This window comes from Streptomyces sp. NPDC048277, from assembly GCF_040652235.1.
In the GTDB taxonomy this organism is placed as follows: Bacteria; Actinomycetota; Actinomycetes; order Streptomycetales; family Streptomycetaceae; genus Streptomyces.
On sequence record NZ_JBEZLQ010000002.1, the window covers coordinates 308,701 to 333,371 of the forward strand.

25 protein-coding genes are annotated in these 24,671 nt (G+C 71.6%); 18 read left to right on the forward strand and 7 right to left on the reverse strand.

What is annotated here, in order from left to right:
- Positions 1 to 280 precede the first annotated feature (280 nt).
- Positions 281 to 3,820 (forward strand): DNA polymerase III subunit alpha, encoded by a 3,540-nt coding sequence (dnaE, locus tag AB0D85_RS06070; RefSeq protein WP_362314280.1) that lies wholly within the window; start codon positions 281 to 283, stop codon positions 3,818 to 3,820.
- A 101-nt stretch (positions 3,821 to 3,921) separates the two neighbouring features.
- On the opposite strand, the gene AB0D85_RS06075 is transcribed toward dnaE, so the two are convergent.
- On the reverse strand, positions 3,922 to 4,101 hold the full coding sequence (locus AB0D85_RS06075; protein WP_362314283.1) for a hypothetical protein: 180 nt from the start codon (positions 4,099 to 4,101) through the stop codon (positions 3,922 to 3,924).
- A 220-nt stretch (positions 4,102 to 4,321) separates the two neighbouring features.
- Here AB0D85_RS06075 and AB0D85_RS06080 point away from each other — a divergent pair, with 220 nt between their 5' ends.
- The 4 genes from AB0D85_RS06080 to AB0D85_RS06095 all read left to right on the forward strand — a co-directional run bounded on the left by AB0D85_RS06080 (position 4,322) and on the right by AB0D85_RS06095 (position 8,325).
- Entirely contained in the window at positions 4,322 to 5,545 is a 1,224-nt protein-coding gene (locus tag AB0D85_RS06080; protein ID WP_362314286.1) for an NYN domain-containing protein, read from the forward strand.
- A 198-nt stretch (positions 5,546 to 5,743) separates the two neighbouring features.
- A complete protein-coding gene (locus AB0D85_RS06085) occupies positions 5,744 to 6,718 on the forward strand; it encodes an ABC transporter ATP-binding protein (protein WP_362314289.1) in 975 nt (324 codons plus the stop codon).
- Between the two features lie 88 nt (positions 6,719 to 6,806).
- Positions 6,807 to 7,634 carry an ABC transporter permease gene (locus tag AB0D85_RS06090; protein ID WP_362314292.1) on the forward strand — a complete coding sequence of 276 codons (828 nt, stop codon included), beginning with the start codon at positions 6,807 to 6,809 and terminating at the stop codon, positions 7,632 to 7,634.
- A 34-nt stretch (positions 7,635 to 7,668) separates the two neighbouring features.
- Positions 7,669 to 8,325, forward strand: a complete 657-nt coding sequence (locus AB0D85_RS06095) for an AAA family ATPase (RefSeq protein WP_362314296.1) — start codon at positions 7,669 to 7,671, stop codon at positions 8,323 to 8,325.
- A 205-nt stretch (positions 8,326 to 8,530) separates the two neighbouring features.
- On the opposite strand, the gene ybaK is transcribed toward AB0D85_RS06095, so the two are convergent.
- The 4 genes from ybaK to AB0D85_RS06115 all read right to left on the reverse strand — a co-directional run bounded on the left by ybaK (position 8,531) and on the right by AB0D85_RS06115 (position 12,592).
- Positions 8,531 to 9,040, reverse strand: coding sequence for a Cys-tRNA(Pro) deacylase (gene ybaK, locus AB0D85_RS06100; protein ID WP_362314299.1), 510 nt, complete (start codon positions 9,038 to 9,040; stop codon positions 8,531 to 8,533).
- A gap of 16 nt (positions 9,041 to 9,056) precedes the next feature.
- Positions 9,057 to 9,797 (reverse strand): LON peptidase substrate-binding domain-containing protein, encoded by a 741-nt coding sequence (locus AB0D85_RS06105; RefSeq protein ID WP_362314302.1) that lies wholly within the window; start codon positions 9,795 to 9,797, stop codon positions 9,057 to 9,059.
- Between the two features lie 11 nt (positions 9,798 to 9,808).
- The gene (locus AB0D85_RS06110) at positions 9,809 to 10,873 is read right to left on the reverse strand and encodes a hypothetical protein (RefSeq protein WP_362314305.1); all 1,065 of its coding nucleotides are present in this window, start codon (positions 10,871 to 10,873) and stop codon (positions 9,809 to 9,811) included.
- Between the two features lie 207 nt (positions 10,874 to 11,080).
- Complete coding sequence (locus AB0D85_RS06115) at positions 11,081 to 12,592, reverse strand: oxidoreductase (RefSeq protein WP_362315191.1); 1,512 nt, start codon at positions 12,590 to 12,592, stop codon at positions 11,081 to 11,083.
- Between the two features lie 261 nt (positions 12,593 to 12,853).
- Here AB0D85_RS06115 and hisD point away from each other — a divergent pair, with 261 nt between their 5' ends.
- The 10 genes from hisD to AB0D85_RS06165 all read left to right on the forward strand — a co-directional run bounded on the left by hisD (position 12,854) and on the right by AB0D85_RS06165 (position 20,713).
- Positions 12,854 to 14,179 (forward strand): histidinol dehydrogenase, encoded by a 1,326-nt coding sequence (gene hisD, locus AB0D85_RS06120; protein ID WP_362314308.1) that lies wholly within the window; start codon positions 12,854 to 12,856, stop codon positions 14,177 to 14,179.
- Positions 14,176 to 15,282 carry a histidinol-phosphate transaminase gene (locus AB0D85_RS06125; protein WP_362314311.1) on the forward strand — a complete coding sequence of 369 codons (1,107 nt, stop codon included), beginning with the start codon at positions 14,176 to 14,178 and terminating at the stop codon, positions 15,280 to 15,282. Before hisD ends, AB0D85_RS06125 begins: the two co-directional genes overlap by 4 nt.
- On the forward strand, positions 15,279 to 15,872 hold the full coding sequence (gene hisB, locus AB0D85_RS06130; protein WP_123977923.1) for an imidazoleglycerol-phosphate dehydratase HisB: 594 nt from the start codon (positions 15,279 to 15,281) through the stop codon (positions 15,870 to 15,872). The genes AB0D85_RS06125 and hisB overlap by 4 nt, the downstream gene beginning before the upstream one ends.
- A gap of 4 nt (positions 15,873 to 15,876) precedes the next feature.
- On the forward strand, positions 15,877 to 16,041 hold the full coding sequence (locus AB0D85_RS06135; protein WP_043500011.1) for a hypothetical protein: 165 nt from the start codon (positions 15,877 to 15,879) through the stop codon (positions 16,039 to 16,041).
- Positions 16,032 to 16,682 (forward strand): imidazole glycerol phosphate synthase subunit HisH, encoded by a 651-nt coding sequence (gene hisH, locus AB0D85_RS06140; RefSeq protein ID WP_362314315.1) that lies wholly within the window; start codon positions 16,032 to 16,034, stop codon positions 16,680 to 16,682. The genes AB0D85_RS06135 and hisH overlap by 10 nt, the downstream gene beginning before the upstream one ends.
- On the forward strand, positions 16,679 to 17,404 hold the full coding sequence (gene priA, locus AB0D85_RS06145; RefSeq protein WP_362314318.1) for a bifunctional 1-(5-phosphoribosyl)-5-((5-phosphoribosylamino)methylideneamino)imidazole-4-carboxamide isomerase/phosphoribosylanthranilate isomerase PriA: 726 nt from the start codon (positions 16,679 to 16,681) through the stop codon (positions 17,402 to 17,404). The genes hisH and priA overlap by 4 nt, the downstream gene beginning before the upstream one ends.
- Positions 17,401 to 17,805, forward strand: coding sequence for a RidA family protein (locus AB0D85_RS06150; protein ID WP_362314320.1), 405 nt, complete (start codon positions 17,401 to 17,403; stop codon positions 17,803 to 17,805). The genes priA and AB0D85_RS06150 overlap by 4 nt, the downstream gene beginning before the upstream one ends.
- Positions 17,802 to 18,557 carry an imidazole glycerol phosphate synthase subunit HisF gene (gene hisF / locus AB0D85_RS06155; RefSeq protein ID WP_362314323.1) on the forward strand — a complete coding sequence of 252 codons (756 nt, stop codon included), beginning with the start codon at positions 17,802 to 17,804 and terminating at the stop codon, positions 18,555 to 18,557. Before AB0D85_RS06150 ends, hisF begins: the two co-directional genes overlap by 4 nt.
- A gap of 74 nt (positions 18,558 to 18,631) precedes the next feature.
- Positions 18,632 to 19,219, forward strand: coding sequence for a helix-turn-helix domain-containing protein (locus tag AB0D85_RS06160; RefSeq protein ID WP_362314326.1), 588 nt, complete (start codon positions 18,632 to 18,634; stop codon positions 19,217 to 19,219).
- A gap of 15 nt (positions 19,220 to 19,234) precedes the next feature.
- Positions 19,235 to 20,713, forward strand: coding sequence for an MFS transporter (locus AB0D85_RS06165; protein ID WP_362314329.1), 1,479 nt, complete (start codon positions 19,235 to 19,237; stop codon positions 20,711 to 20,713).
- 25 nt (positions 20,714 to 20,738) lie between these two features.
- On the opposite strand, the gene AB0D85_RS06170 is transcribed toward AB0D85_RS06165, so the two are convergent.
- A complete protein-coding gene (locus tag AB0D85_RS06170; protein ID WP_362314331.1) occupies positions 20,739 to 21,137 on the reverse strand; it encodes a VOC family protein in 399 nt (132 codons plus the stop codon).
- 10 nt (positions 21,138 to 21,147) lie between these two features.
- A complete protein-coding gene (locus tag AB0D85_RS06175; protein WP_362314333.1) occupies positions 21,148 to 21,783 on the reverse strand; it encodes a TIGR03085 family metal-binding protein in 636 nt (211 codons plus the stop codon).
- Positions 21,784 to 21,865: 82 nt separating this feature from the next.
- On the opposite strand from AB0D85_RS06175, the gene hisI reads away from it, so the two are divergent.
- The 3 genes from hisI to AB0D85_RS06190 all read left to right on the forward strand — a co-directional run bounded on the left by hisI (position 21,866) and on the right by AB0D85_RS06190 (position 24,496).
- On the forward strand, positions 21,866 to 22,288 hold the full coding sequence (gene hisI, locus AB0D85_RS06180) for a phosphoribosyl-AMP cyclohydrolase (RefSeq protein WP_362314336.1): 423 nt from the start codon (positions 21,866 to 21,868) through the stop codon (positions 22,286 to 22,288).
- A gap of 11 nt (positions 22,289 to 22,299) precedes the next feature.
- The gene (locus AB0D85_RS06185) at positions 22,300 to 23,778 is read left to right on the forward strand and encodes an anthranilate synthase component I (RefSeq protein ID WP_362314339.1); all 1,479 of its coding nucleotides are present in this window, start codon (positions 22,300 to 22,302) and stop codon (positions 23,776 to 23,778) included.
- Positions 23,779 to 23,851: 73 nt separating this feature from the next.
- Positions 23,852 to 24,496 (forward strand): TIGR02234 family membrane protein, encoded by a 645-nt coding sequence (locus tag AB0D85_RS06190; RefSeq protein ID WP_362314341.1) that lies wholly within the window; start codon positions 23,852 to 23,854, stop codon positions 24,494 to 24,496.
- Positions 24,497 to 24,671: the final 175 nt, after the last annotated feature.

Here is a 24,671-nt window from a genome sequence, read left to right on the forward strand (position 1 = left end):
CGCTGGGTGCCTCCTGGTACGGGTGGTGCCTGACATGTGGGGCGGATCTCTTACCGGCCCTTTACTGGATCTTGCCGGTTCTCTCACCGCGATCTCTCGCCCGGACCAACGTGCGAAGGTCCGCGGGAGTGCCCGGGGAGTGCCCGATTTCCTCGCACGAAGGTACGCGGGGCGGCCCGCGGGGTGTCAGTGCCAGGGCATAGGATTCGAGGCTGTCCCCCAGACTGTCCGCAGCCGGTCGGAAGATCGTCGACGCCTGTTTCCTTTGGAGGCCGAAACCGTGTCAAAGCCGCCCTTCACGCACCTGCACGTCCACACCCAGTACTCGCTGCTGGACGGTGCCGCGCGGCTCAAGGACATGTTCAACGCCTGCAACGAGATGGGCATGACGCACATCGCCATGTCCGACCACGGCAACCTGCACGGGGCGTACGACTTCTTCCACACCGCGAAGAAGGCCGGGGTCACCCCGATCATCGGGATCGAGGCGTATGTCGCCCCCGAGTCCCGGCGCAACAAGCGCAAGGTCCAGTGGGGCCAGCCGCACCAGAAGCGGGACGACGTCTCCGGTTCCGGCGGTTACACCCACAAGACGATGTGGGCCGTGAACAGCACGGGCCTGCACAACCTCTTCCGGCTCTCCTCGGACGCGTACGCCGAGGGCTGGCTGCAGAAGTGGCCCCGGATGGACAAGGAGACGATCTCCCAGTGGTCCGAGGGGATCGTGGCCTCCACCGGCTGCCCCTCCGGCGAGCTCCAGACCCGGCTGCGTCTCGGCCAGTACGACGAGGCCCTGAAGGCGGCCGCCGACTACCAGGACATCTTCGGCAAGGACCGCTACTTCCTGGAGCTGATGGACCACGGCATCGAGATCGAGCACCGGGTCCGCGACGGCCTCCTGGAGATCGGCAAGAAGCTCGGCATCCCGCCGCTGGTGACGAACGACTCGCACTACACCTACGCGCACGAGGCGACCGCCCACGACGCCCTGCTGTGCATCCAGACCGGCAAGAACCTCTCCGACCCGGACCGCTTCAAGTTCGACGGCACCGGCTACTACCTGAAGTCCACGGACGAGATGTACGCCGTCGACTCCTCGGACGCCTGGCAGGAGGGCTGCGCCAACACCCTCCTGGTCGCCGAGATGGTCGACACCACCGGCATGTTCGAGGCCAAGAACCTCATGCCGAAGTTCGACATCCCCGACGGCTTCACCGAGATCACCTGGTTCAAGGAGGAGGTCCGCCGGGGCATGGACCGCCGCTTCCCCGGCGGTGTCCCGGACGACCGGCAGAAGCAGGTCGAGTACGAGATGGACGTCATCATCCAGATGGGGTTCCCGGGCTACTTCCTCGTGGTCGCCGACTTCATCATGTGGGCCAAGAAGAACGGCATCGCGGTCGGCCCCGGCCGAGGCTCCGCGGCCGGCTCGATCGTCGCCTACGCCATGGGCATCACCGACCTCGACCCGATCCCGCACGGCCTGATCTTCGAGCGGTTCCTCAACCCCGAGCGCGTCTCCATGCCCGACGTCGACATCGACTTCGACGAGCGTCGGCGCGTCGAGGTGATCAGGTACGTGACCGAGAAGTACGGCGCCGACAAGGTCGCCATGATCGGCACCTACGGCAAGATCAAGGCCAAGAACGCCATCAAGGACTCCGCGCGCGTGCTGGGCTACCCGTACGCGATGGGCGACCGCCTCACCAAGGCGATGCCCGCCGACGTCCTCGGCAAGGGCATCGACCTCGACGGCATCACCAACCCCTCGCACCCCCGGTACAACGAGGCCGGCGAGATCCGCGGGATGTACGAGAACGAGCCGGACGTCAAGAAGGTCATCGACACCGCGAAGGGCGTCGAGGGCCTGGTCCGGCAGATGGGCGTGCACGCGGCCGGCGTGATCATGTCCAGCGAGCCCATCGTCGACCACGCCCCGATCTGGGTGCGGCACACCGACGGCGTGACCATCACGCAGTGGGACTACCCGCAGTGCGAGTCGCTCGGCCTGCTGAAGATGGACTTCCTGGGCCTGCGCAACCTGACGATCATGGACGACGCCGTCAAGATGGTGAAGTCCAACAAGGGCATCGACCTCGACCTGCTGGCCCTGCCGCTCGACGACCCGAAGACCTTCGAACTCCTCCAGCGCGGCGACACCCTGGGTGTCTTCCAGTTCGACGGCGGCCCCATGCGCTCCCTGCTGCGCCTGATGAAGCCCGACAACTTCGAAGACATCTCCGCCGTGTCGGCGCTGTACCGCCCCGGCCCGATGGGCATGGACTCGCACACCAACTACGCGCTGCGCAAGAACAAGCTCCAGGAGATCACCCCGATCCACAAGGAGCTGGAGGAGCCCCTGGAAGAGGTCCTGGCCGTCACCTACGGCCTGATCGTCTACCAGGAGCAGGTGCAGAAGGCCGCCCAGATCATCGCCGGGTACTCGCTCGGCGAGGCCGACATCCTGCGCCGCGTGATGGGCAAGAAGAAGCCCGACGAACTGGCCAAGAACTTCACCATCTTCCAGGCCGGCGCCCAGAAGAACGGCTACAGCGACGAGGCGATCCAGGCCCTGTGGGACGTGCTGGTCCCCTTCGCCGGCTACGCCTTCAACAAGGCGCACTCCGCCGCGTACGGCCTGGTCTCGTACTGGACCGCCTACCTGAAGGCGAACCACCCCGCCGAGTACATGGCCGGACTGCTCACCTCGGTCAAGGACGACAAGGACAAGTCGGCCGTCTACCTCAACGAGTGCCGCCGCATGCGCATCAAGGTGCTCCCGCCGAACGTCAACGAGTCGGTGCACAACTTCGCGGCCCAGGGTGACGACGTGATCCTGTTCGGCCTCGAAGCCGTGCGCAACGTCGGTACCAACGTGGTCGAGTCGATCATCAAGAGCCGCAAGGCCAAGGGCAAGTACGCCTCCTTCCCCGACTACCTCGACAAGGTCGAGGCGGTCGCCTGCAACAAGCGCACCACGGAATCGCTGATCAAGGCCGGCGCCTTCGACACCATGGGGCACACCCGCAAGGGCCTCACCGCGCAGTACGAGCCGATGATCGACAACGTGGTCGCGGTCAAGCGCAAGGAGGCCGAGGGCCAGTTCGACCTCTTCGGCGGGATGGGCGAGGAGGAGAGCAGCGAGCCCGGCTTCGGACTCGACGTGCAGTTCACCGACGAGGAGTGGGACAAGACCTATCTGCTCGCCCAGGAGCGGGAGATGCTCGGTCTGTACGTCTCCGACCACCCGCTCTTCGGCCTGGAGCACGTGCTCTCCGACAAGGCCGACGCGGGCATCGCCCAGCTCACCGGCGGCGAGCACGCCGACGGCGCGGTGGTCACCATCGGCGGCATCATCTCCGGTCTCCAGCGCAAGATGACCAAGCAGGGCAACGCCTGGGCGATCGCCACCGTGGAGGACCTCGCGGGCTCCATCGAGTGCATGTTCTTCCCGGCGACTTACCAGCTCATCTCGACCCAACTCGTCGAGGACGCGGTGGTGTTCGTCAAGGGCCGCCTCGACAAGCGCGAGGACGTGCCCCGGCTCGTCGCCATGGAACTGGCCGTCCCGGACCTCTCCAACGCCGGCACCAACGCGCCCGTGATCCTCACCATCCCGGCCACCCGGGTCACCCCGCCGATGGTCAGCCGCCTCGGCGAGATCCTCAGCCACCACAAGGGCGACAGCGAGGTCCGGATCAAGCTCCAGGGCCCGACCAAGACCACCGTGCTGCGCCTCGACCGGCACCGGGTCAAGCCGGACCCGGCCCTGTTCGGCGATCTGAAGGTGCTGCTCGGCCCGTCCTGCCTGGCCGGCTGAGCGGACCCGGCCGCACGCGCGCGGAAGGGGCGCACCCGCATCGGGTGCGCCCCTTCTGTGTGCCCGGGCTTCAACAGCCCTGTCGGACCTGCCGAGTCCGATCAGTTGTGGCCGAAGCGCTTCTGCTGCTTACGAGCAACGTCCGCCGGGCTGCCCTGGATGTGCGACACCGGCGAGTCGTGGGACTCCGTCGACGAACGCTGCGCGTGCTCCTGGGCCTGCTCGGCCTGCGAAGCGCGTTTGTCGGAGCCACCCTGCTTGCGGTTCTTGTTCTTGGCCATGGTGATCTGCCTCCTGTGGGGGATCTAGGGGCCGAATTCAGATTCACATAGGCTGACAACAGACGCATTTCGGATAATTACCGTCTGTGACAGGGATTGTCGGAGAGCGAGGCCCCGAAACGCCACGCCGAAGATCGAGTTCGGGCCGTTAACCCCCGCGCCGTCGGGCAGACTCGAAGGAAGCCCCGAAAGCAAACCTCCCGGAAAGAGGGTGAGTCGCGTGGACCGCTGCATCGTCCTGGTGGACGCCGGGTATCTGCTGGGTGCCGCCGCCAGTCTCCTCGCCGGTGAGCCCTCCCGATCCCGGATCACCGTCGATCACGCCGCGCTGATCCAGGCGTTGCGCGACCGTGCGGAATCGGACACCGAGCGCCCGCTGCTGCGCATCTACTGGTTCGACGGCGCCCCTGACCGCGTTCCCCAGCCGGAACACCGCCGCCTGCGTGTGATGCCCCGGGTGACCGTCCGGCTCGGCGCCCTGACCCGCAGCGACGGACGCTGGGCGCAGAAGGGCGTGGACGCGGCCATGCACGCCGAACTGACCGAACTGGCCCGCAACCGCGCCTGCTCCGACGTGGTGCTGGTAACCGGCGACGGGGATCTGCTGCCGGGCATGATGGCCGCGAAGGAGCACGGGGTCGCCGTACACCTGTGGGCCGTGCAGGCGGCCGACGGGGACTACAACCAGTCCGAGGATTTGGTCGCGGAGGCCGACGAGCGGCGGGTCCTGGACCGGGCGTGGATCACCCAGGCGGTACGGGCGAAGGAGCTGACGGCCGTCTGCGCGCCGTCGCCGGTGCCGCGGCCGGAGATCGCCGCGATCCTGTCGGCGCCGCTGCCGGACACCGGGCTGACGGCCGCCGCGGAGCCGGGGGTCGAGGAGGCCGAGCGGGCGCCGGTGGTCGGCGTGGCCGAGAACGGGGCGCAGGAGCGGGTGCCGGCGCCGAAGGGGGTGCCCACGCCGAAGGATCTCGCCGCGCTGCGGGCGCCGGGGGCGCAGCCGGTGCAGGCCGCTGCCACCACGGCGACGCTGCGGTGGTCCTCCGACAAGGGGTGGGTGGACCGGCCCGGAGCCGCCGCGGAACCGGCGGAGGCCGCCGCCATGCCGACGCTGGCGCAGCTCACGACCGCGGAGCAGCGGTGGGCCGACCGTGAGGAGGACATCACGACGGTCGGCGGGGATCCCTACGAGGTCGGGCAGGTGTTCGCACGGCGGTGGATCTCGCGGCTCGGGGACCAGGGGCATCTGCAGCGGCTGTCCGGGATGTATCCGCGGATTCCGCATCGGATCGACGGGGAGTTGCTGCGGTACGCGGCCCGGTTCGGGTTGCTGGCGCACAAGGACGACCAGATCGACGAGCACGACCGGTACGCCATTCGGGCGGGGTTCTGGAGGGAGTTCGATGTGCCGGCGGGGGCCGGGGAGCATGCGTCGGCTGAGTGATCGAGGGGGCTCCAGGGAGACTTCGGCTGCGGGCCGGTGGGGGTCGTTCGCGCAGTTCCCCGCGCCCCTGGCGGGGCGCTGAACCCTACGGAGTCGGGAAGCGGGGCGCCCCAAAGGCGAGTAAACGGGGTCGACCCCGTACCCTCATTCCTTGTGAGTACGGGCGTGGGCCGGGCGCTTCGGCAGCAGAGTGACGTCGTGTGTGCCGTGCGTGGGCTGACCAAGACCTATGCCGCGGTCAAAGGGCGGCGTGGGGCTCCCGGGGTGCCCGAGGTGCGGGCCACCGACGGGGTCGAGCTCGATGTCCGGCGTGGCGAGATCTTCGGGCTGCTCGGGCCGAACGGGGCCGGCAAGTCCACGCTGGTACGGCAGCTCACCGGGCTGCTGCGGCCCGACGCGGGCAGTGTCGAGATCCTCGGGCACGACATCGTCCGGCATCCGGAGCGGGCCGCGCGCATCCTCGCCTATCTCGGGCAGGAGTCCAGCGCCCTCGACGAGCTGACCGTGTCCCTCGCGGCCGAGACCACCGGACGGCTGCGCGGGCTGGACGTACGGCAGGCGCGCGGCGAGCGCGATGCCGTGCTGGAGGAGCTCGGGCTCGGGCCCATCGCCGGGCGGGCGCTCAGGAAACTCTCCGGGGGACAGCGGCGGCTGGCCTGCTTCGCCGCCGCCCTGGTCGGGGAGCGGCCGCTTCTCGTGCTCGACGAACCGACGACCGGGATGGACCCCGTGGCCCGGCGGGCCGTGTGGGCGGCCGTGGACCGGCGGCGCGCCGAACGGGGCGCGACTGTCGTCCTGGTCACCCACAACGTGATCGAGGCCGAGACCGTGCTCGACCGGGTCGCCGTGCTCGACCAGGGACGGGTCATCGCCTGTGACACCCCCGCCGGGCTCAAGGAACGGGTCGCCGGCGAGGTGCGGGTCGAGCTGGTGTGGCGGGAGCGGGCGCCGCTGGACGTGCCCGAGGTGGCCGTCCTGCGGGAGCGGGCCGTCGAGGCCGGCCGGCGCTGGACGCTGCGGCTCGCGCCCGAGGAGGCACGTGCCGTCGTCGCCACGGTGACCGGCGGCGCCGCCTTCGCCGCCCTCGACGACTTCACCCTCGCCACGCCCAGCCTGGAGGACGTCTATCTGGCGCTGGGCGGCGACGCACGGCAGGGGCTGGTGAAGGCGTGAACGTGAACGCCGGGGCGACCGGGCCCGTACGGGAAGGCGCGGCGGCCGTACGTGCCGTGGATGCCGTTGGGAAGAGGAGCAGCGCGACGTGAGTGTCGTACCCGCGGAAGTTCTGCCGGGCGGCGGTGCCCTGGACGTGGAGGAGACGGTGCCGCGAGCGGCGGCCGAGCTGGGCCCGCGTGCGCGTCTGTGGCCGTCGCTGGTGGCGGTCTACCGGGCGCAGCTGTCCCGCGCCCGGGTGGCGCGGATCCCGCTGCTGTTCGTCGCGACCTTCCAGTCCGTCGGCATCATGATCATGATGCGGGGGGTCGTGGACAGCCGGGGCGAGGCGCAGTCCGTGGTGGCCGGGTCGTCGGTGGTCGTCGTCGCGTACGTGGCCCTGAACCTCCTGGCGCAGTACTTCGGCCAGCTGCGGGCGAGCGGCGGGCTCGACCACTACGCCACGCTGCCCGTGCCGCCGGCCTCGGTGGTGCTCGGGGCGGCCGCGGCGTACGCCTCCTTCACGGTGCCGGGGACGCTGGTGACGGCCGTGTTCGGATGTGTGCTGTTCGGGCTGCCGCTGGGGAACCTGTGGATCCTGGTCGCCGTGATCCCGCTCGCCGGGGCCGCGCTGGCGGGGCTGGGCGCGGCGTGCGGGCTTCTCGCACCCCGTCCCGAACTCGCCACGCTGCTCGGGCAGGTGGGCATGTCGGCGGCGCTGCTGCTCGGGGTGCTGCCGCCGGACCGGATGCCGGGGATCATCCAGTTCGCCCGCGATCTGCTGCCCTCGACGTACGGTGTGGAGGCATACGCCCGGACCTTCGGGGCGCATCCCGACTGGGCCGCCGTCCTCGTTGACCTGGGGGTGTGCGCCGGGGTGGGGGTCGTGTCGCTGGCCGTCGCCACATGGGCGTACCGCCGGGCCGCCGTCCGGTGACGCGCCGCACAGGCCGACCTGGCACGATGTCAGGGTGACCGCACCGTTGACGCCGCCTCCGCCGCCGCACGACCAGTCCTCGCACCAGGCCTGGCAGGCGCCGCCGCCTGCCGCGGAGGCCGGAGGCGAGTACGGACAGGACGGTCCCGGTATGAAGACCGAACTGCGGGAAGGCGCGGTGATCGCCGTCGCGGTCGCCGTGAGCGGGGTGCTGCTCGGGCTGCTGTGGCTGTGGCTGGCGCCGCATGTGCCGCTGGTGGGGGACCAGTCCGGCAAGAGCTGGGTGGTCTACCTCAAGGACACCGAGGGGGAGCAGGCGGCGGGGGTGGACAGTACGTTCACGCTGCTGGCGCTGGCGTTCGGGGCCGTGAGCGCGGTCGCGGTGTTCCTGTGGCGGCGGCGTGGGGGTGTGCCGCTGGTGGTGGCGCTGGGGGTCGGAGGGCTTCTGGGGTCGCTGCTCGCGTGGCGGGTGGGGGTGTGGCTGGGCCCGCAGCAGGATGTGATCGCCCATGCCAAGGCCGTGGGGAAGGGGGTGACGTTCTCGGCGCCGCTGAAGCTCGGGGCGAAGGGGGCGTTGCTGGCGTGGTCGTTGGCGGGGTTGCTGGTGCACCTGGGACTGACGGCGCTGTTCGGTCCCCGTGACCCCGAGCCCCCGTACGAGGACGGCCCGTACGCGGCTCCGCAGGCGTAGCTTTCGCGTGGAGAAACTCAGGGGCGCGGGGAACTGCGCGACCAGCCACTCACGCCCCGCAGTCGGCAGACTGCCCGCGCCCCCGCCCCCTACGCCGGCCGGCGTCCATGGTTCGAGCGGCCCTTCTTCACGCGCCACTTTCGTTTCCGCGTTTTCTTCGACATGTCTCCCGTACTTAACCCAGAACGGGACCCGCGTCGAGAGGTCACGCACGCCCGATGGGCGCCACGGTCGCGTTCGTGAGGTCGGCCAGGGCCGACGGGGCCAGTTCGACCTCCAGGCCCCGGCGGCCCGCCGAGACGCAGATCGTGGGGTGGCCGGAGGCCGACGCGTCCAGGACCGTCGGGAGCTTCTTGCGCTGGCCCAGGGGGGAGATACCGCCCCGGACGTAGCCCGTCGTGCGTTCCGCCAGGGTCGGGTCCGCCATCGCCGCGCGTTTGCCGCCCACCGCCGTCGCCAGGGCCTTGAGGTCCAGGCTGCCCGCCACCGGGACGACGGCGACCGTGAGCGTGCCGTCGACGTCCGCCACCAGGGTCTTGAAGACACGGTCGGGAGACACGCCCATCGCCTCCGCCGCCTCCTCGCCGTAGGACGGGTGGGAGGGGTCGTGGTCGTAGGAGTGGACGGTGAAGTCCACGCCCGCCGAGGTCAGGGCCACCGTCGCCGGGGTGCCGCCCGCGGACTGCTGCTGCTTCTTGTTCGGCTTCTTCGGCATGACAGGAAACTCCGGCTCAGTTCAGACTCGTCGGCGACCGCGTCAGCTCCGCCGCGGGCAACGACGGCAGGTTACGGATGATCGCCGTCTCGGAGCGAAGGAGTTTCAGCTCGTCGCGGAGGCGGGAGGCCGTGTCGGGGGCCTGGAGCAGACGCTGCTTGGTGGGGACGTCGTGCATCACCGCCGCCGCGACCAGGTAGGAGACGACCGCCGGTTCGTCGGGGAGGTCCGCCCCGGTGGACAGCGACCGCTCCCGCGCGCCCGCCAGGCGCTTCTGGTACTGGCGGAAGGCCCGCAGCACCCCCTCGGCCAGCGCGCCGGCCTCGTCGCCCGGTTCCTCCGGCAGTTCCTCCAGCTCCGCCGTCAGGAACGGGCCCGACGTGTCGACGGACAGCAGCCGCACCCGGGTCGTCCCGGTCGCCAGCACCTCGAACGTGCCGTTGGCCCGCTCCCGGATCGTCGCCGCGTCCGCCACACAGCCCACCCGGTGGAAGGACTTGAGGGGGTCGGGGCCGAAGCCGGCCGCCGGGCCCTTCTCCGGCTGGGCCGTGGAGTCCGGCATGCCCGGCGCGCTCGGTGCCACCTCGTGGCCGTCGCGGATCGCCACGACGGCGAACCGGCGTGGTTCTTCCTCGGGCGTCTTCAGCAGATCGCGCATCATGGCGCGATACCGCTCCTCGAAGACGTTCAGCGGCAGCACCAGCCCCGGGAACAACACCGAGTTCAGGGGGAAGAGGGGGAGACGGACGGTGGTCACGGCGCCACAGCCTAGTGGTCATCGGCGGGGACATGCCCGCCGTGCTCGGCCCGTGGGCGTACCGCGACCCTCGGTGAGGGGATCAGTACGGCATCGGGGAGCGGTTCGGTACCGGCCAGCAGGTGGGCGCGCAGCCGTACGAAATGGCCCAGCGGGTCGTCGGACAGGCGGTCCCACGGGAACGACGTGGCGTACGGGCCGATGAGGTGCAGCTGGGCGCGCGCGTCCTCCCAGCGTTCCAGGCGGACCAGGAGGTACATCAGCTTGTTGCGGGTCTCGGCCGGCCAGGGGTCGGCCGCCGGGAACCGGGCGGAGAGGCCGATCGCCCGGTCGGCCGCCGCGTCCAGGCGGGCGCGCGGCACCTCGGGTCCGCAGCCGTCGGTGAGATAGGCGAAGGCCGCGCGGGCCGGCAGGGCCTGGACGAGCGAGTCCGGCGGGGCGTCCTGCGCGGCCAGGTCGGCGAAGTCGAAGCACTCGCGGTGCGAGCCGTGCCAGTGCGTGGCCAGATAGCGCAGGGCCGCCACATGGCAGCCGTAGTGGTGCGGGGCGCGGCGGATCGCCGCCTCCCACAACTCCTCGAAGTACTTGTGGCCGGCGTTCGAGCCGCGGGCGTGGTCCAGGGCGAGCCGCCACGGCACCGGGTCCCGGTCGTCACCGCGGGCGGCGGCCGTGATCCGCGCGCTCACCGGGCGCAGCAGTTCGGCACGGGCCGGGGAGTCCCAGGCCCGGTCCACCGCGAGCTGGGCCTCGACCAGCAGGAGGTCCGGGTCGCTCGGGGCGGCGTCGGACCACCCGTCGAGCCATTCCGTGCGGGAGCGGGCGAAGAGGGCGAGCCGGTGGACGTACCGGTCGCGTTCCTCCCACGCGGCCGCCCCGCGGGTGCCGGCCAGCAGCTTCGCGGCGGGCTCGTACTCGCCCCGGCCGGCCGCGACCAGCACGGGGGCGAGCCGTTCGTCGGGCGCGTCGAGGAGGACCTCGTCGTCGGCCGGGAGTGCTCCGGGGGCGAGGCGTGGACCGGTCGTTGCCCTCCGTGCGGAACGGAAGAGCGCGCGCAGCGAAGCCATGGTGTCGACCATTGAAAGTCCGCAGGTCGGGGCAGCGCCAGACGCAAAGGCCAACTCCATGAAAGTTGTACGTGCGCGGGTCAAGGCCGGGTAAAAGGTGACTGTTGCTCATCTGTTCGATACCTGTCAGGAGGTCCCTGTCGGGAGGCGCCTGTCAGGGCCCGGGAGAACGCCGGAGGCGCCCCGCGGCAACAGACGGCAACAGACCGCAACAGACGGCTACCCCCGCCTCAGCAGCCTCGTCGCCCCCGCCGCCACCGTCGTCGCCAGGATCCAGCCCAGCAGGATCATCACGGCCGCCGCCCACTGCCAGCCGCCGCTGAACCGCCACTGGCCGACCTGGCCCAGGTCGATCACCGGCAGCAGCAGGTCGAGGACGAAGAGGGCCGGGTCCCAGACCGGATGGCCGCCGGAGTTCATCGGCGGGTGCGGGGCGTGCGCGAAGGCGAGCGTGCCCGCCGCCCACAGCACCGCCATCCACACCGCGGCCCGGCCCGGCCGGTAGCCGTAGGCCACCGTCAGGTCCTGCGCGTACCCCCAGAGCTTGGCGGCCAGCGGCAGCGTCTCGCGGCGCCGGCGCTGCTTGGCGAGCAGCACCTCGCGCGCGTCCTCGTCCTCCCCGGCGGCCCGCAGCACGCTCGCCAGCCGCTCGTACGGCTCCGGGTTGTACTCGGCGGTCGCCGCCGCCACCCAGTCCAGGCGCCGGGTCAGCGGGAACGGGCCCTGCGGGACCAGGTTCTCGTAGGCGAAGCCGCCCATGTGCAGCCGTCCGGGGCCCGGCCAGCTGGTCGCGTGGTCCACCAGGTTGACGACCCGGGCGCCGGACAGCCACACCCGGCCGCGCTGCGGCTCCTCCCCGAGGAACCGCAGCTCCGGCGCCTGCACCCGGCGCAGCGACAGCTCGTGGTCATCCGTGAAGGTGAACCGGGCCCGCTCCAGGTCGACCGCGTCCCCGAACCGCCCGTCGTCCAGCCGGATCCCGCCCCGGCACTCGAACCGCTGGATCCGCGTCCCGCGCGGCGGGGTCGTCCCGCTCTGCCAGGGGCCGCCCACCCCGGCCGGGGTGAGGTAGAGGGTGCGGCCGACGGTCAGCTGGGGCGCGTTCAGCGCGTACCGCCCGTCGGGATTGCGCAGCTGCGCGCCGCGCAGGCTCAGCGAGACGCCCACCTTGGCGCTGCGCAGGCTCAGCTCCCCGTGCGACTCCAGGAGCTCCGCCTGGAGGTCCTGGCCGACGGTCATGCCGTCCGCCGCGATCGACCGGCCGCTGCGGTCCCGGTACACCACCGCCTGGTTCAGCAGCAGATCGGTCCCGATGTGCGCGTCGGTCAGCCGGACCCCGCCCAGGAACCGGCAGCGCGGCAGATGCAGGTCGCCCTCGGTGCGCACCCGGGCCGCCTCCAGGCGCGGCGCCGCGCAGTCCACGAACCGCGCGGTGGTGAAGTGCGCCTCCGGCAGCAGGATCTCGTCGTCGAACCGGCAGCCCCGCAGCTCCACGTACGGCGTGACCGTGCCGCCCGCCAGGTCCAGCGGGCCGGTGATCCGCACGCCGACCAGCTTCAGCGAGGGCACCCGGCCCGCGAGCGCCGGCGGCCCGTCGAGCAGCAGCCAGCAGACGATCCGCGCCCGCACGGTCCGCTCCGGCCCCCATGGATGGCCGCCGTGCGGATCGTCGACGCGCGCGTCCCCGCTGCTCAGGTCGTACACACTGCCATTGCGGAAGGCCTGCCACATCCCGGCCTCGGCCGCGGTCAGATCGTCCGGCAGTTCCCCGTCCCGGACCCCCTCGGTCACGGTGCTTCCTTCTTCCCCGGCTACTCGCGAGTCGTGTTTCGGTACCACCGGTGATGCCCGGTGCGTGAGATCCCGAACACAAGACGTGAACGCGATCTTCCGGGTTCCGGCCAGGCTGTGCACCGGCCCTCGGCTCACGGTCTGTATCAGCCATTGATACGCGCGGACGGGCCCCGAGTGCCGTCTGAGAGAATTGATTCCGTGATCTCCCGAATCGATCTGCGCGGCGACGCCCTTCCCGAGGGACCCGCCCTGCGCGACCTGCTGCCCCGAGCCGACTTCGACGTCTCGGCCGCCCTGGAGAAGGTGCGTCCGATCTGCGAGGCCGTGCATCATCGGGGTGACGCGGCGCTGATCGACTTCGCCGAGAAGTTCGACGGAGTCACGCTGGAGAGGGTGCGGGTGCCCGCCGAGGCGCTCGAAAAGGCCCTGGCCGAACTCGACCCGGCCGTGCGCGCGGCCCTGGAGGAGTCCATCCGGCGTACCCGTCTCGTCCACCGCGAGCAGCGCCGTACGACCCACACGACCCAGGTGGTGCCCGGCGGCTCGGTGACCGAGAAGTGGGTGCCCGTGGAGCGCGTCGGGCTGTACGCGCCCGGCGGCCGCTCGGTCTACCCGTCCTCCGTGATCATGAACGCGGTGCCCGCGCAGGAGGCCGGCGTCGGGTCCATCGCTCTCGCCTCGCCGCCGCAGGCCGAGTTCGGGGGGCTGCCGCACCCGACGATCCTCGCCGCCTGCGCCCTGCTCGGCGTCGACGAGGTGTACGCGGCGGGCGGCGCCACCGCCGTCGCGATGTTCGCGCACGGCACCGAGTCCTGCCCGGCCGCCACCATGGTCACCGGCCCCGGCAACATCTGGGTGGCCGCCGCCAAGCGCTACTTCACCGGCAGGATCGGCATCGACGCCGAGGCGGGACCGACCGAGATCGCCGTCCTGGCGGACTCCACCGCGGACCCGGTGCACGTCGCCGCCGACCTGATCAGCCAGGCCGAGCACGACCCGCTGGCCGCCGCCGTCCTGGTCACCGACTCCGTCGAGCTGGCGGACGCGGTGCAGAAGGAGCTGGAGCCGCAGGTCGCGGCCACCAAGCACATCGCCGACCGGATCGTCCCCGCCCTCAAGGGCAGGCAGTCCGCGATCGTCCTGGTCGACGGCGTCGAGGAGGGCCTGCGGGTCGTCGACGCGTACGGCGCCGAGCACCTGGAGATCCAGACGGCCGACGCCGCCGCGGTGGCCGACCGGGTGAAGAACGCGGGCGCGATCTTCATCGGGCCCTGGGCGCCGGTCTCGCTCGGCGACTACGCCGCCGGGTCCAACCACGTGCTGCCCACCGGCGGCTGCGCGTGCCACTCCTCCGGCCTGTCCGTGCAGTCGTTCCTGCGCGGCATCCACATCGTCGACTACACCAAGGACGCGCTGGCCGAGGTCGCGCATCACGTGGTCACGCTGGCGGAGGCGGAGGACCTGCCCGCGCACGGCGCGGCGATCAAGGCAAGGTTCGGTTGGAAGGTACCCGAGGGCAAGTGACAGGCATCGACGATCTCCCCGTCCGGGACGAGCTGCGCGGCAAGTCCCCTTACGGCGCGCCCCAGTTGGACGTCCCCGTACGGCTGAACACCAACGAGAACCCGTACCCGCTGCCCGAGCCGCTGGTCGAGCGGATCGTGGAGCGGGTGCGCGAGGCGGCTCGCGACCTGAACCGCTACCCCGACCGGGACGCGGTCCAGCTCCGCACCGAGCTGGCCAAGTACCTGACGAAGACCGGAAACCACCCGCTCGCCGTCGAGAACGTCTGGGCGGCCAACGGCTCCAACGAGGTCATCCAGCAGCTGCTGCAGACCTTCGGCGGCCCCGGCCGCAGCGCGATCGGCTTCGAGCCGTCGTACTCGATGCACGCGCTGATCGCGCGGGGCACCGGCACGGCCTGGGTCTCCGGTCCGCGCAACGACGACTTCACGATCGACGTCGAATCCGCCACCCGGGCCATCGCCGAGCTCCGGCCGAACGTCGTCTTCATCACCACCCCCAACAACCCCACGGGCAACGCGGTGCCGCCCGAGACGGTCCTCGCGCTCTACGAGGCCGCCCAGGCCGCCAGGCCCTCGATGGTCGTGGTGGACGAGGCCTACATCGAGTTCAGCCACGGCGACTCGCTGCTGCCGCTGCTCGAAGGCCGGCCGAATCTCGTCGTCTCCCGGACCATGTCGAAGGCCTTCGGTGCGGCCGGCCTGCGCCTTGGCTACCTCGCCGCGCACCCGGCCGTGGTGGACGCCGTACAGCTCGTACGGCTGCCGTACCACCTGTCGGCGATCACCCAGGCGACCGCGCTGGCCGCCCTGGAGCACACCGACACGCTGCTGAAGTACGTCGAGCAGCTGAAGGCCGAGCGGGACCGGCTGGTCGCCGAGCTGCGGGCGGTGGGCCTGGAGGTCACCGAGTCCGACGCCAACTTCGTGCAGTTCGGGCGGTTCGAGGAGCCGCACGCCGTCTGGCAGAAGATCCTCGACCGGGGGGTCCTCGTCCGGGACAACGGAGTGCCCGGCTTCCTGCGGGTGTCCGCCGGAACCCCCGAGGAGAACGACGCGTTCCTCGACGCGGTACGTGAAGTCAAGAAGGAGCTGGACGCATGACCCGCGTAGGGCGCGTGGAGCGCACCACCAAGGAGACCTCGGTCCTCGTCGAGATCGACCTCGACGGCACCGGCAAGACCGACATCGCCACCGGCGTCGGCTTCTACGACCACATGCTCGACCAGCTCGGCCGGCACGGTCTGTTCGACCTCACCGTGAAGACCGACGGCGATCTGCACATCGACTCGCACCACACCATCGAGGACACCGCCCTCGCCCTCGGCGCCGCCTTCAAGCAGGCCCTCGGCGACAAGGTGGGCATCTACCGGTTCGGCAACTGCACGGTCCCGCTGGACGAGTCCCTCGCCCAGGTCACCGTCGACCTCTCCGGCCGCCCATACCTCGTGCACACCGAGCCCGAGAAGATGGCGCCGATGATCGGCGAGTACGACACCACGATGACCCGGCACATCCTGGAGTCCTTCGTCGCCCAGGCGCAGATCGCCCTGCACGTGCACGTGCCGTACGGGCGCAACGCGCACCACATCGTGGAGTGCCAGTTCAAGGCGCTCGCCAGGGCGCTGCGCTACGCCTCCGAGCGCGACCCGCGCGCGGCCGGCATCCTCCCCTCCACGAAGGGTGCGCTGTAAAGCCATGAACGGGCTGTCCACCGTCCTGATCGTCGTCGGCCTCTTCCTGGTCGGCGGAATCATCTCCTTCGCCAAGCAGAAGATGCCCACCAGCCTGATCGTGCTGCTCTCGATAGGAGCCGCGATGTGCCTGGTGGCGGGCGTCATGAGGCTGGAGGTGTGGAATTGACCGCTCCGTCGAAAAAGGTCGTCGTCTTCGACTACGGCTTCGGGAACGTCCGGTCCGCCGAGCGGGCCCTCGCCCGCACCGGGGCCGACGTCGAGATCACCCGTGACTTCGACAGGGCCATGAACGCGGACGGGCTGCTGGTGCCGGGCGTCGGCGCCTTCGCCGCCTGTATGCAGGGCCTGAAGGAGGCCCGCGGGGACTGGATCATCGACCGCCGGCTGTCCGGCGGACGGCCGGTGCTGGGCATCTGCGTCGGCATGCAGATCCTGTTCGCGCGCGGTATCGAGCACGGCGTGGAGACCGAGGGCCTCGACGAGTGGCCCGGCTCGGTCGAGCCGCTCCAGGCCGAGATCGTGCCCCACATGGGCTGGAACACGGTCGAATCCCCGGCCGGCTCCGAGCTGTTCGCCGGCCTGGACGACGACGCGCGCTTCTACTTCGTGCACTCCTACGCGGTCCACGACTGGACCCTGGAGACGGCGAACCCGGCGCTGCGGGCCCCGCTGGTGACCTGGTCGACGCACGGCAAGCCGTTCGTGGCCGCCGTGGAGAACGGCGCCCTGTGGGCCACCCAGTTCCACCCCGAGAAGTCCGGCGACGCCGGCGCCCAGCTCCTCACCAACTGGATCGGAACACTGTGAGCAAGCTCGAACTCCTCCCCGCCGTCGACGTCCGCGACGGCCAGGCCGTCCGCCTCGTGCACGGCGAGTCGGGGACCGAGACCTCCTACGGCTCCCCCCTCGAAGCCGCCCTCTCCTGGCAGGGCGCGGGCGCCGAGTGGCTGCACCTGGTCGACCTGGACGCCGCGTTCGGCACCGGCGACAACAGGGCGCTGGTCGCCCAGGTCACCGAGGCCATGGACATCAAGGTCGAGCTCTCCGGCGGCATCCGCGACGACGCCACCCTGGCCGCCGCCCTCGCCACCGGCTGCACCCGGGTGAACCTCGGCACGGCCGCCCTGGAGACCCCGGAGTGGGTCGCCAAGGTCATCGCCGAGCACGGTGACAAGATCGCGGTGGGGCTGGACGTCAAGGGCACCACCCTGCGCGGCCGCGGCTGGACCCGCGACGGCGGCGACCTCTACGAGACGCTGGCCCGCCTCGACAAGGAGGGCTGCGCGCGGTACGTGGTCACCGACATCGCCAAGGACGGCACTCTGCAGGGCCCGAACCTGGAGCTCCTGAAGAACGTCTGCGCGGCCACGGACCGGCCGGTCGTGGCCTCCGGCGGCGTGTCGTCGCTGGACGACCTCCGCGCGCTCGCCGGCCTGGTACCCCTCGGTGTCGAGGGCGCCATCGTCGGCAAGGCCCTGTACGCCAAGGCGTTCACCTTGGAAGAAGCACTGGAGGCAGTCTCGTCATGACGTCCGATGCCGTTCGACGTGTGCAGAGCGGGAGTCCCTGGGAAGAGTCCTTCGGTTTCGCACGCGCCGTGGCGGCGGGCGACCGTGTGGTGGTGGGCGGGACGACGTCCTTCAAGGGCCCGGTGCTGTACGGGGAGGGCGACCCGTACGAACAGGCCAAGGTGGCGTTCACCAGCGCCGTCGAGGCGATCGGCGAGTTCGGGCTCGACGTCGCGTCCGTGATCCGGACCCGGATGTACCTGACCCACGTACGGGACGTGGACGCGGTGGGCCGGGCCCACAAGGAGTTCTTCGACGGGGTGCGCCCGGTGTCCACCCTGCTGGTGGTGGAGGGCTTCGTCGACCCGCGCATCCTGGTCGAAGTAGAGCTAGAGGCATACAGAGGAGCCGTGGATTCATGACCCTGGCGGTCCGAGTCATCCCCTGCCTGGACGTGGACAACGGCCGGGTCGTCAAGGGCGTCAACTTCCAGAACCTGCGCGACGCGGGCGACCCGGTCGAGATGGCCAAGGTGTACGACGCGGAGGGCGCCGACGAGCTGACCTTCCTGGACATCACCGCGTCCTCCGGCAACCGGGAGACCACGTACGACGTGGTGCGCCGCACCGCCGAGCAGGTGTTCATCCCGCTGACGGTGGGCGGTGGTGTGCGCACCGCCGAGGACGTCGACAAGCTGCTGCGGGCCGGCGCCGACAAGGTGGGCGTCAACACGGCGGCGATCGCCCGCCCCGACCTCATCCGTGAGATCGCGGAACGCTTCGGCCGTCAGGTGCTGGTCCTCTCCGTCGACGCCCGCCGTACCGAGTCGGGCTCCTTCGAGGTCACCACCCACGGCGGCCGCCGCGGCACCGGCATCGACGCGGTCGAGTGGGCGCACCGGGCCGCCGAGCTGGGCGCGGGGGAGATCCTGCTCAACTCGATGGACGCGGACGGCACCAAGGACGGCTACGACCTGGAGATGATCTCCGCCGTCCGCAAGCACGTCACGGTCCCGGTCATCGCCTCCGGCGGCGCCGGCCGGCTGTCCCACTTCCCCCCGGCCATCACGGCGGGCGCGGACGCGGTCCTCGCGGCCTCCGTCTTCCACTTCGGCGACCTGCGGATCGGTGAGGTGAAGCAGACGCTGCGGGAGGCGGGACACCCCGTGCGGTGACCCTGCGCCGATACGAAAGGGAAGTTGCGCAAAATTAATTGCGCAACTTTTCTTTCGTATCTAGGGTCGTGGGCATGGCAAGCAAGGAGAACCGCCGGATCACCGACGTGGGCACGCTGAAGGCCCTCGCGCATCCGCTGCGGGCCGACCTGTACCGGCTGCTGTCCGTCGAGGGGGTCGCGACGGCGTCCCGGCTCGCCGAGCACGTGGACGAGGCCGTGTCCCTGGTCAGCTACCACCTGCGCAAGCTGGCGGAGCACGGGCTGATCGAGGAGGCGGAGCCGCAGTCCGGGGACGGCCGGGAGCGGTGGTGGCAGCGTGCGTCGGACGGGGTGAGCATCCGGGACGCCGACCCCCGCGGCGAACCGGAGAAGGCCGCCGCCCACCTCGCCGCCACCCGGCTCTTCCACGAGCAGCGTGCCGCGCGCTACCGCCGCTACCTGGACGAGCGCCCCACCTGGAGTCCCGACTGGAACACCGCGTCCGTCGACAGCGAGTCCTGGATGCGGCTGACCCCGGCGGAACTCACCGCTCTGCGAGGTGAGTTGGAGGCTCTTCTGCACAGGTACGACGAGAAGGGCCGGGCCGCCGAGGCGAACGGCGACACCGAAGGGCGCGAGCACGTGGCGCTGTACGTGTACGGCTTCCCGTTCCGCGTCTGAGAAGGGCTCACGTCCGTGACCGCGACCCTCGTACCCCCCGCTCCCGCGGTTCACCGCCCCGCCCACCGCGACCCCGACGTCCTGCGCTGGCTGGCCGCCTACACCTCGTCGATGGTCGGCGACAGCGTCTACTACATCGCCCTCTCCTGGGCCGCCGTACAGGCCGGCTCGCCCACCCAGGCCGGGGTCGTGATGTCCGTCAGCGCGCTGCCCAGAGCCCTGCTGATGCTGTTCGGCGGGGTGGTCGCCGACCGGCTCGGGCCGCGCCGGGTGGTCATCGGCAGCGACGCGGTGCGCTGCGCGGCCGTGCTCGCCGTGGCGGCGCTGCTGTTCCTGACCGGCCCGGGCCTGTGGCCGCTGGCCGCGCTCGCCCTGGTCTTCGGCACCGTCGACGCCGTGTTCATGCCCGCTGTCGGTGCCCTCCCCGCGCGCGTGACGACCCGCGATCAGCTCGCGCGCGTCCAGGGCATGCGCGGCCTCGCCACCCGCTTTGCGAGCGTCGCCGGCGCTCCTCTGGGCGGCCTCGGCATCGCCGTCGGCGGCGCGGCAACCGCCTTCGCCCTCGCCGGGCTGCTCATAGCCGTCTCGGTGCCGCTGCTGATGGCGGTACGCATACGGGACCTGCCGACGACGGGCAGCGCCGACACGACCGGACCAGGGCGGGAGGCGACCGGACCCGGGCGAGAGACGCCGGCCGCCCCCGACGAGACCGGCGCGGCGGCGCCGGCCGACACTCGGGGCGCCGAATCCGGCCTGGTGCGGGGAGCGGAGGCTGGTGCTCGGGGCGGCGAGTCCGGCCCGGCGCGGGAAGCGCGGGCGGTTGGTCAAGGCGCCGAGTCCGGTCCGCTGCCGGGGGCGGAGGACAGTGCCGTGGTTGCGGTGACCACCCCGTGGCAGGATCTGCGCGCCGGTCTCGGGTACATCCGCCGTCACCGGGTCCTGGCGCCGCTGATGCTGGCCATCGCACTCGGCGACTTCGGATTCGTCGGCCCCCTCAACGTCGGTCTCACCCTGCTCGCCGACCGGCGCGGCTGGGGCGCCGCCGGGATGGGCTGGGTGCTCGCCGGGTTCGGGGTCGGCGCCGGTGCCGCCTCGCTGCTGCTGACCGTCCGGGGCCGGCTGCCCCGCGCCGGTCTCGTCGCCGGGTGCGCGATCCTCGTCGGCGCCGTCGCCATCGGCGCCCTCGCCTTCGTACCGAGCCTCGTCGGCGCGGTCGGCGTCGCCCTGCTGATCGGGCTGTTCGCCGGACTCAGCGGCGCGATGTGCGCCGCGCTGCTGCAGACCCAGGGCGACCCCGCCTGCCTGGGCCGGGTCACCGCCGTGTCCGGGCTGGTCAGCCTCGGGTTCGCCCCGCTGAGCATGCCCGTCTCGGCCGCCGCCGTCGGCGCCTTCGGGCTCGGCCCGGTGTACGTCGTCAGCGCCGCCGTCTGCGGGCTCGGCGGGGTCGTCGCCCTGGCCGTACCGGCGCTGCGCCGGGCCGAACTGCCCCGCTGAGGCCCCAGCTCCCGGCCCCCGGCCCTCAGCCCTTGCGCTGGGCCAGCTGGATGAGATTGCCGACCGTGTCGTCGAGCACGGCCGCGATCACCGGCCCCTGCTCCTGCGGCTCGTGCGTGAACCGGACACCGAGGGCGCGCAGACGGTCGTACTCCGACTGGATGTCGTCGACCGAGAAGACGATCGCCGGGAGCCCCGCCTCGTACACCGCCTTGCGGTACGGCTCCGCGATGGGGCCCTGGCCGGGCTCCAGGAGCAGCTGGAGGTCCTGCTGGGCCCCGCCGGGCGCGCCGACGGTGATGAACAGGGTGCCCCCGCCCAGGTCGAGGTTGGTGCGGGTCTCGAAGCCGAGGACGTCCGTGTAGAAGGCGTGCGCCTTGGTCACGTCGTCGACGTAGACACTCGTCATCGCGACCTTGATCATCGTGTGCTCCTCAGATGCCCAGCTGCTTGGACTCGTTCAGCTTGGCGACCGCGTTCTCGTCGCCGTCCACCTGGACCTTCGCCGCGTTCAGCCGGCCGAAGGCGAACATCAGCAGCTCGGAGGGCTCGCCCGTCACGGTCACCACCGGCGCGCCGCGGTGCGCGACCGCCGTCTGGCCGTCCGGGCGGCGCAGCACCAGGCCCGTGGGCACCCCGCGCCCCAGCAGCCGGGCGGTGCGCTCCAGGCGGGTCCACAGGGCGTCCTGGAAGACCGGGTCCAGCTCGCGCTGCGACCAGTCCGGCTGGGCGCGGCGGACGTCCTCCGTGTGGACGTAGAACTCCACGGTGTTGGCCGCCTCGTCGACCTGTTTGAGCTGGAACGGCGAGAACCGCGGCGGGCCGGTACGGATCAGCTGGATCAGCTCCTCGTACGGCTTCGCGGCGAACTCCGCCGTCACTTTCTCCAGCCGTGGCGCGAGCTGCTTGAGCACCGTGCCCCCGGCCGCGTCCGGCCGGCGCTCGCGCACCACCACGTGCGCGGCCAGATCACGGGTCACCCAGCCCTCGCAGAGGGTCGGTGCCTCGGGACCGGCGGTCTCCAAGAGGTCGGCGAGCAGAAGCCGTTCACGCTTGGCGAAGGTCGACATGAGATCAGCCTACGACCACACTCACCGTCCGGACAGTGGACACGGACCGTGACTGTCGGTGGCGCGCGGCACAATGGCACCCATGACCAGTACGACCGGCACGCCCCAGCCCAGCGGCCTCGCCCCGGAGATCGCCGCCCGCCTCAAGCGCAGCGCCGACGGCCTCCTCCCCGCCATCGCCCAGCAGTACGACACCGGCGAGGTACTGATGCTCGGCTGGATGGACGACGAGGCGCTGCACCGCACCCTCACCACCGGCCGCTGCACCTACTGGTCGCGCAGCCGCCGGGAGTACTGGGTCAAGGGCGACACCTCCGGCCACTTCCAGTGGGTCAAGTCCGTCGCCCTCGACTGCGACGCCGACACCGTGCTGGTCAAGGTCGACCAGGTGGGCGCCGCCTGCCACACCGGCGACCGCACCTGCTTCGACGCCGACGTGCTCCTCAAGGACGCCGAGCACGCTCACGAAGGCGCCGATTCCGGCGTACCCGCCTCGGATCAGTAAGGTCTGCCGCCATGGACCTCGAGACCTTCCGCAAGCTGGCGACCGACCGGCGCGTCATCCCGGTCACCCGCAAGCTCCTCGCCGACGGCGACACCCCGGTCGCGCTCTACCGCAAGCTCGCCGCCGAGCGCCCCGGCACCTTCCTGCTGGAGTCCGCCGAGAACGGCCGCTCCTGGTCCCGCTACTCGTTCGTGGGCGTCCGCAGCGCGGCGACCCTGACGGCCCGCGACGGCCAGGCCCACTGGCTCGGCGCCCCGCCCGTCGGCGTGCCCGTCGAGGGCGACCCGCTGGCCGCCCTGCGCGCCACCATCGAGGCCCTGCACACCCCCCACCAGGAGGGCCTGCCGCCCTTCACCGGCGGCATGGTCGGCTATCTGGGCTACGACATCGTGCGCCGCCTGGAGAAGATCGGCCCCGGGGAGCGGGACGACCTCCGGCTCCCCGAGCTGACCATGCTCCTCACCAGCGACCTGGCCGTCATGGACCACTGGGAGGGCTCGGTCCTGCTGATCGCCAACGCGATCAACCACAACGACCTGGACACGGGTGTCGACGAGTCGTACGCCGACGCGATCGCCCGTCTCGACGCCATGGAGGCCGACCTCTCCCGCGCGGTCGCCCAGCCCCCTGCCGTCCTGCCGCCCTCCGAACTCCCCGAGTACTCCGCGCTGTGGGGCGGCCCCGACTTCCAGGTCGCGGTCGAGGACATCAAGGAGCGCATCCGCGCGGGCGAGGCCTTCCAGGTCGTCCCCTCGCAGCGCTTCGAGACCCCGTGCACGGCCGCCGCGCTGGACGTCTACCGGGTCCTCAGGGCCACCAACCCGTCGCCGTACATGTACCTGTTCCGCTTCGACGGTTTCGACGTCGTCGGCTCGTCCCCCGAGGCCCTCGTCAAGGTCGAGGACGGCCGGGCCATGGTCCACCCCATCGCCGGCACCCGCCCGCGCGGGGCCACCCCGCAGGAGGACCAGGCGCTCGCCGACGAGCTGATGGCCGACCCCAAGGAGCGCGCCGAGCACCTCATGCTCGTCGACCTCGGGCGCAACGACCTGGGCCGGGTCTGCGAGCCGGGCTCCGTCGAGGTCGTCGACTTCATGTCCGTCGAGCGGTACTCGCACGTCATGCACATCGTCTCGACGGTCACCGGAAAGGTCGCCGAGGGCCGCACCGCCTTCGACGTCCTCACCGCCTGCTTCCCGGCCGGCACCCTCTCCGGCGCCCCCAAGCCCCGGGCGATGCAGATCATCGACGAACTGGAGCCGTCGAGGCGGGGGCTGTACGGCGGCTGCGTCGGCTACCTCGACTTCGCCGGCGACTCCGACACCGCCATCGCCATCCGCACGGCCCTGCTCCGGGACGGCACGGCGTACGTCCAGGCCGGCGCCGGCATCGTCGCCGACTCGGACCCGGTCGCCGAGGACCAGGAGTGCCGCAACAAGGCGGCGGCGGTCCTGCGGGCGGTGCACACGGCCAACAGGCTCGGCAAGTAGGGCGCTCGGACCGGGCAGGTGGGGCGCTTCTCACTCGACCCCGGATGACCGTTCGCCCGGGGTTCAAGCGATAGTGGACTACGTGACTGCTGCTCCTCACCCCACTTCCGAATCCGCCGCGCCCGAGCGGTCCGGCCGCCGCAGCCTCGCCGTCGCGCTGCTGTTCGGTGCGCTCGGCGTGGCCGTGGCCCTGCTGTCCAGCAGGCAGCGCTGGGCGGAGGGCACCACGACGGTGGCCGGTGGCGCCTTCCCGCTGACCGCCAAGGGCAGCGACGTCACGGGCGTCCCCGCGGCCCTCGCCATAGTGGGCCTCGCCGCGCTCGTCGCCGTCTTCGCGGTCCGCAGGGCCGGCCGCTTCCTGGTCTCCGGAGTGCTCGCGCTCTCCGGCGCCGGCATCCTCGCCGCGGCCCTGCTGGGCGCCTCCGACGGCTCCGCGCTCGACGAGCGGGCCGCCGAGGTCAGCGGCGACACATCCGCGACGGTCGCCGCCCTCAGCCACACCGGCTGGCCCTACGTCGCCGCGGCCGGCGGCGCGCTCATCCTGATCGCCGGGCTGCTCGCGCTGCGCTACGGCCGCCACTGGCCCGCCATGTCCGGCCGCTACGAGCGCGGCATGGGCACGCAGCGGCCGCGCCGCGCGCCGAAGCCGGTCGACCCGGACCGGCCCGAGGACATCTGGAAGGCGCTGGACCGGGGCGAGGACCCGACCGGTGCGTGAGCGCTCCGCTTAGGGGGGCCGAGACAGGTTTGTCGGTTGTCCGCGGGTGCGTGGGGGCCGGTCGCGCAGTTCCCCGCGCCCCTGCGGGGCGCCACAGCTGACGGGGCGCTTCGGTCGATGTGGCGAACCAGACGCCACCCCCGCTCACCGCACGCGGGTGAGTACGGGACAATGG

Bases quoted from the DNA above. Each gene is read 5' to 3' on its own strand.
- AB0D85_RS06075 (WP_362314283.1), bottom strand. From the start codon at position 4,101: ATGGCCAAGAACAAGAACCGCAAGCAGGGTGGCTCCGACAAACGCGCT.
- ybaK (WP_362314299.1), bottom strand. From the start codon at position 9,040: ATGCCGAAGAAGCCGAACAAGAAGCAGCAGCAGTCCGCGGGCGGCACC.
- AB0D85_RS06110 (WP_362314305.1), bottom strand. From the start codon at position 10,873: ATGGTCGACACCATGGCTTCGCTGCGCGCGCTCTTCCGTTCCGCACGG.
- AB0D85_RS06115 (WP_362315191.1), bottom strand. From the start codon at position 12,592: ATGTGGCAGGCCTTCCGCAATGGCAGTGTGTACGACCTGAGCAGCGGG.
- hisB (WP_123977923.1), top strand. From the start codon at position 15,279: ATGACCCGCGTAGGGCGCGTGGAGCGCACCACCAAGGAGACCTCGGTC.
- AB0D85_RS06135 (WP_043500011.1), top strand. From the start codon at position 15,877: ATGAACGGGCTGTCCACCGTCCTGATCGTCGTCGGCCTCTTCCTGGTC.
- AB0D85_RS06150 (WP_362314320.1), top strand. From the start codon at position 17,401: ATGACGTCCGATGCCGTTCGACGTGTGCAGAGCGGGAGTCCCTGGGAA.
- hisF (WP_362314323.1), top strand. From the start codon at position 17,802: ATGACCCTGGCGGTCCGAGTCATCCCCTGCCTGGACGTGGACAACGGC.
- AB0D85_RS06160 (WP_362314326.1), top strand. From the start codon at position 18,632: ATGGCAAGCAAGGAGAACCGCCGGATCACCGACGTGGGCACGCTGAAG.
- AB0D85_RS06170 (WP_362314331.1), bottom strand. From the start codon at position 21,137: ATGATCAAGGTCGCGATGACGAGTGTCTACGTCGACGACGTGACCAAG.
- AB0D85_RS06175 (WP_362314333.1), bottom strand. From the start codon at position 21,783: ATGTCGACCTTCGCCAAGCGTGAACGGCTTCTGCTCGCCGACCTCTTG.
- hisI (WP_362314336.1), top strand. From the start codon at position 21,866: ATGACCAGTACGACCGGCACGCCCCAGCCCAGCGGCCTCGCCCCGGAG.
- AB0D85_RS06185 (WP_362314339.1), top strand. From the start codon at position 22,300: ATGGACCTCGAGACCTTCCGCAAGCTGGCGACCGACCGGCGCGTCATC.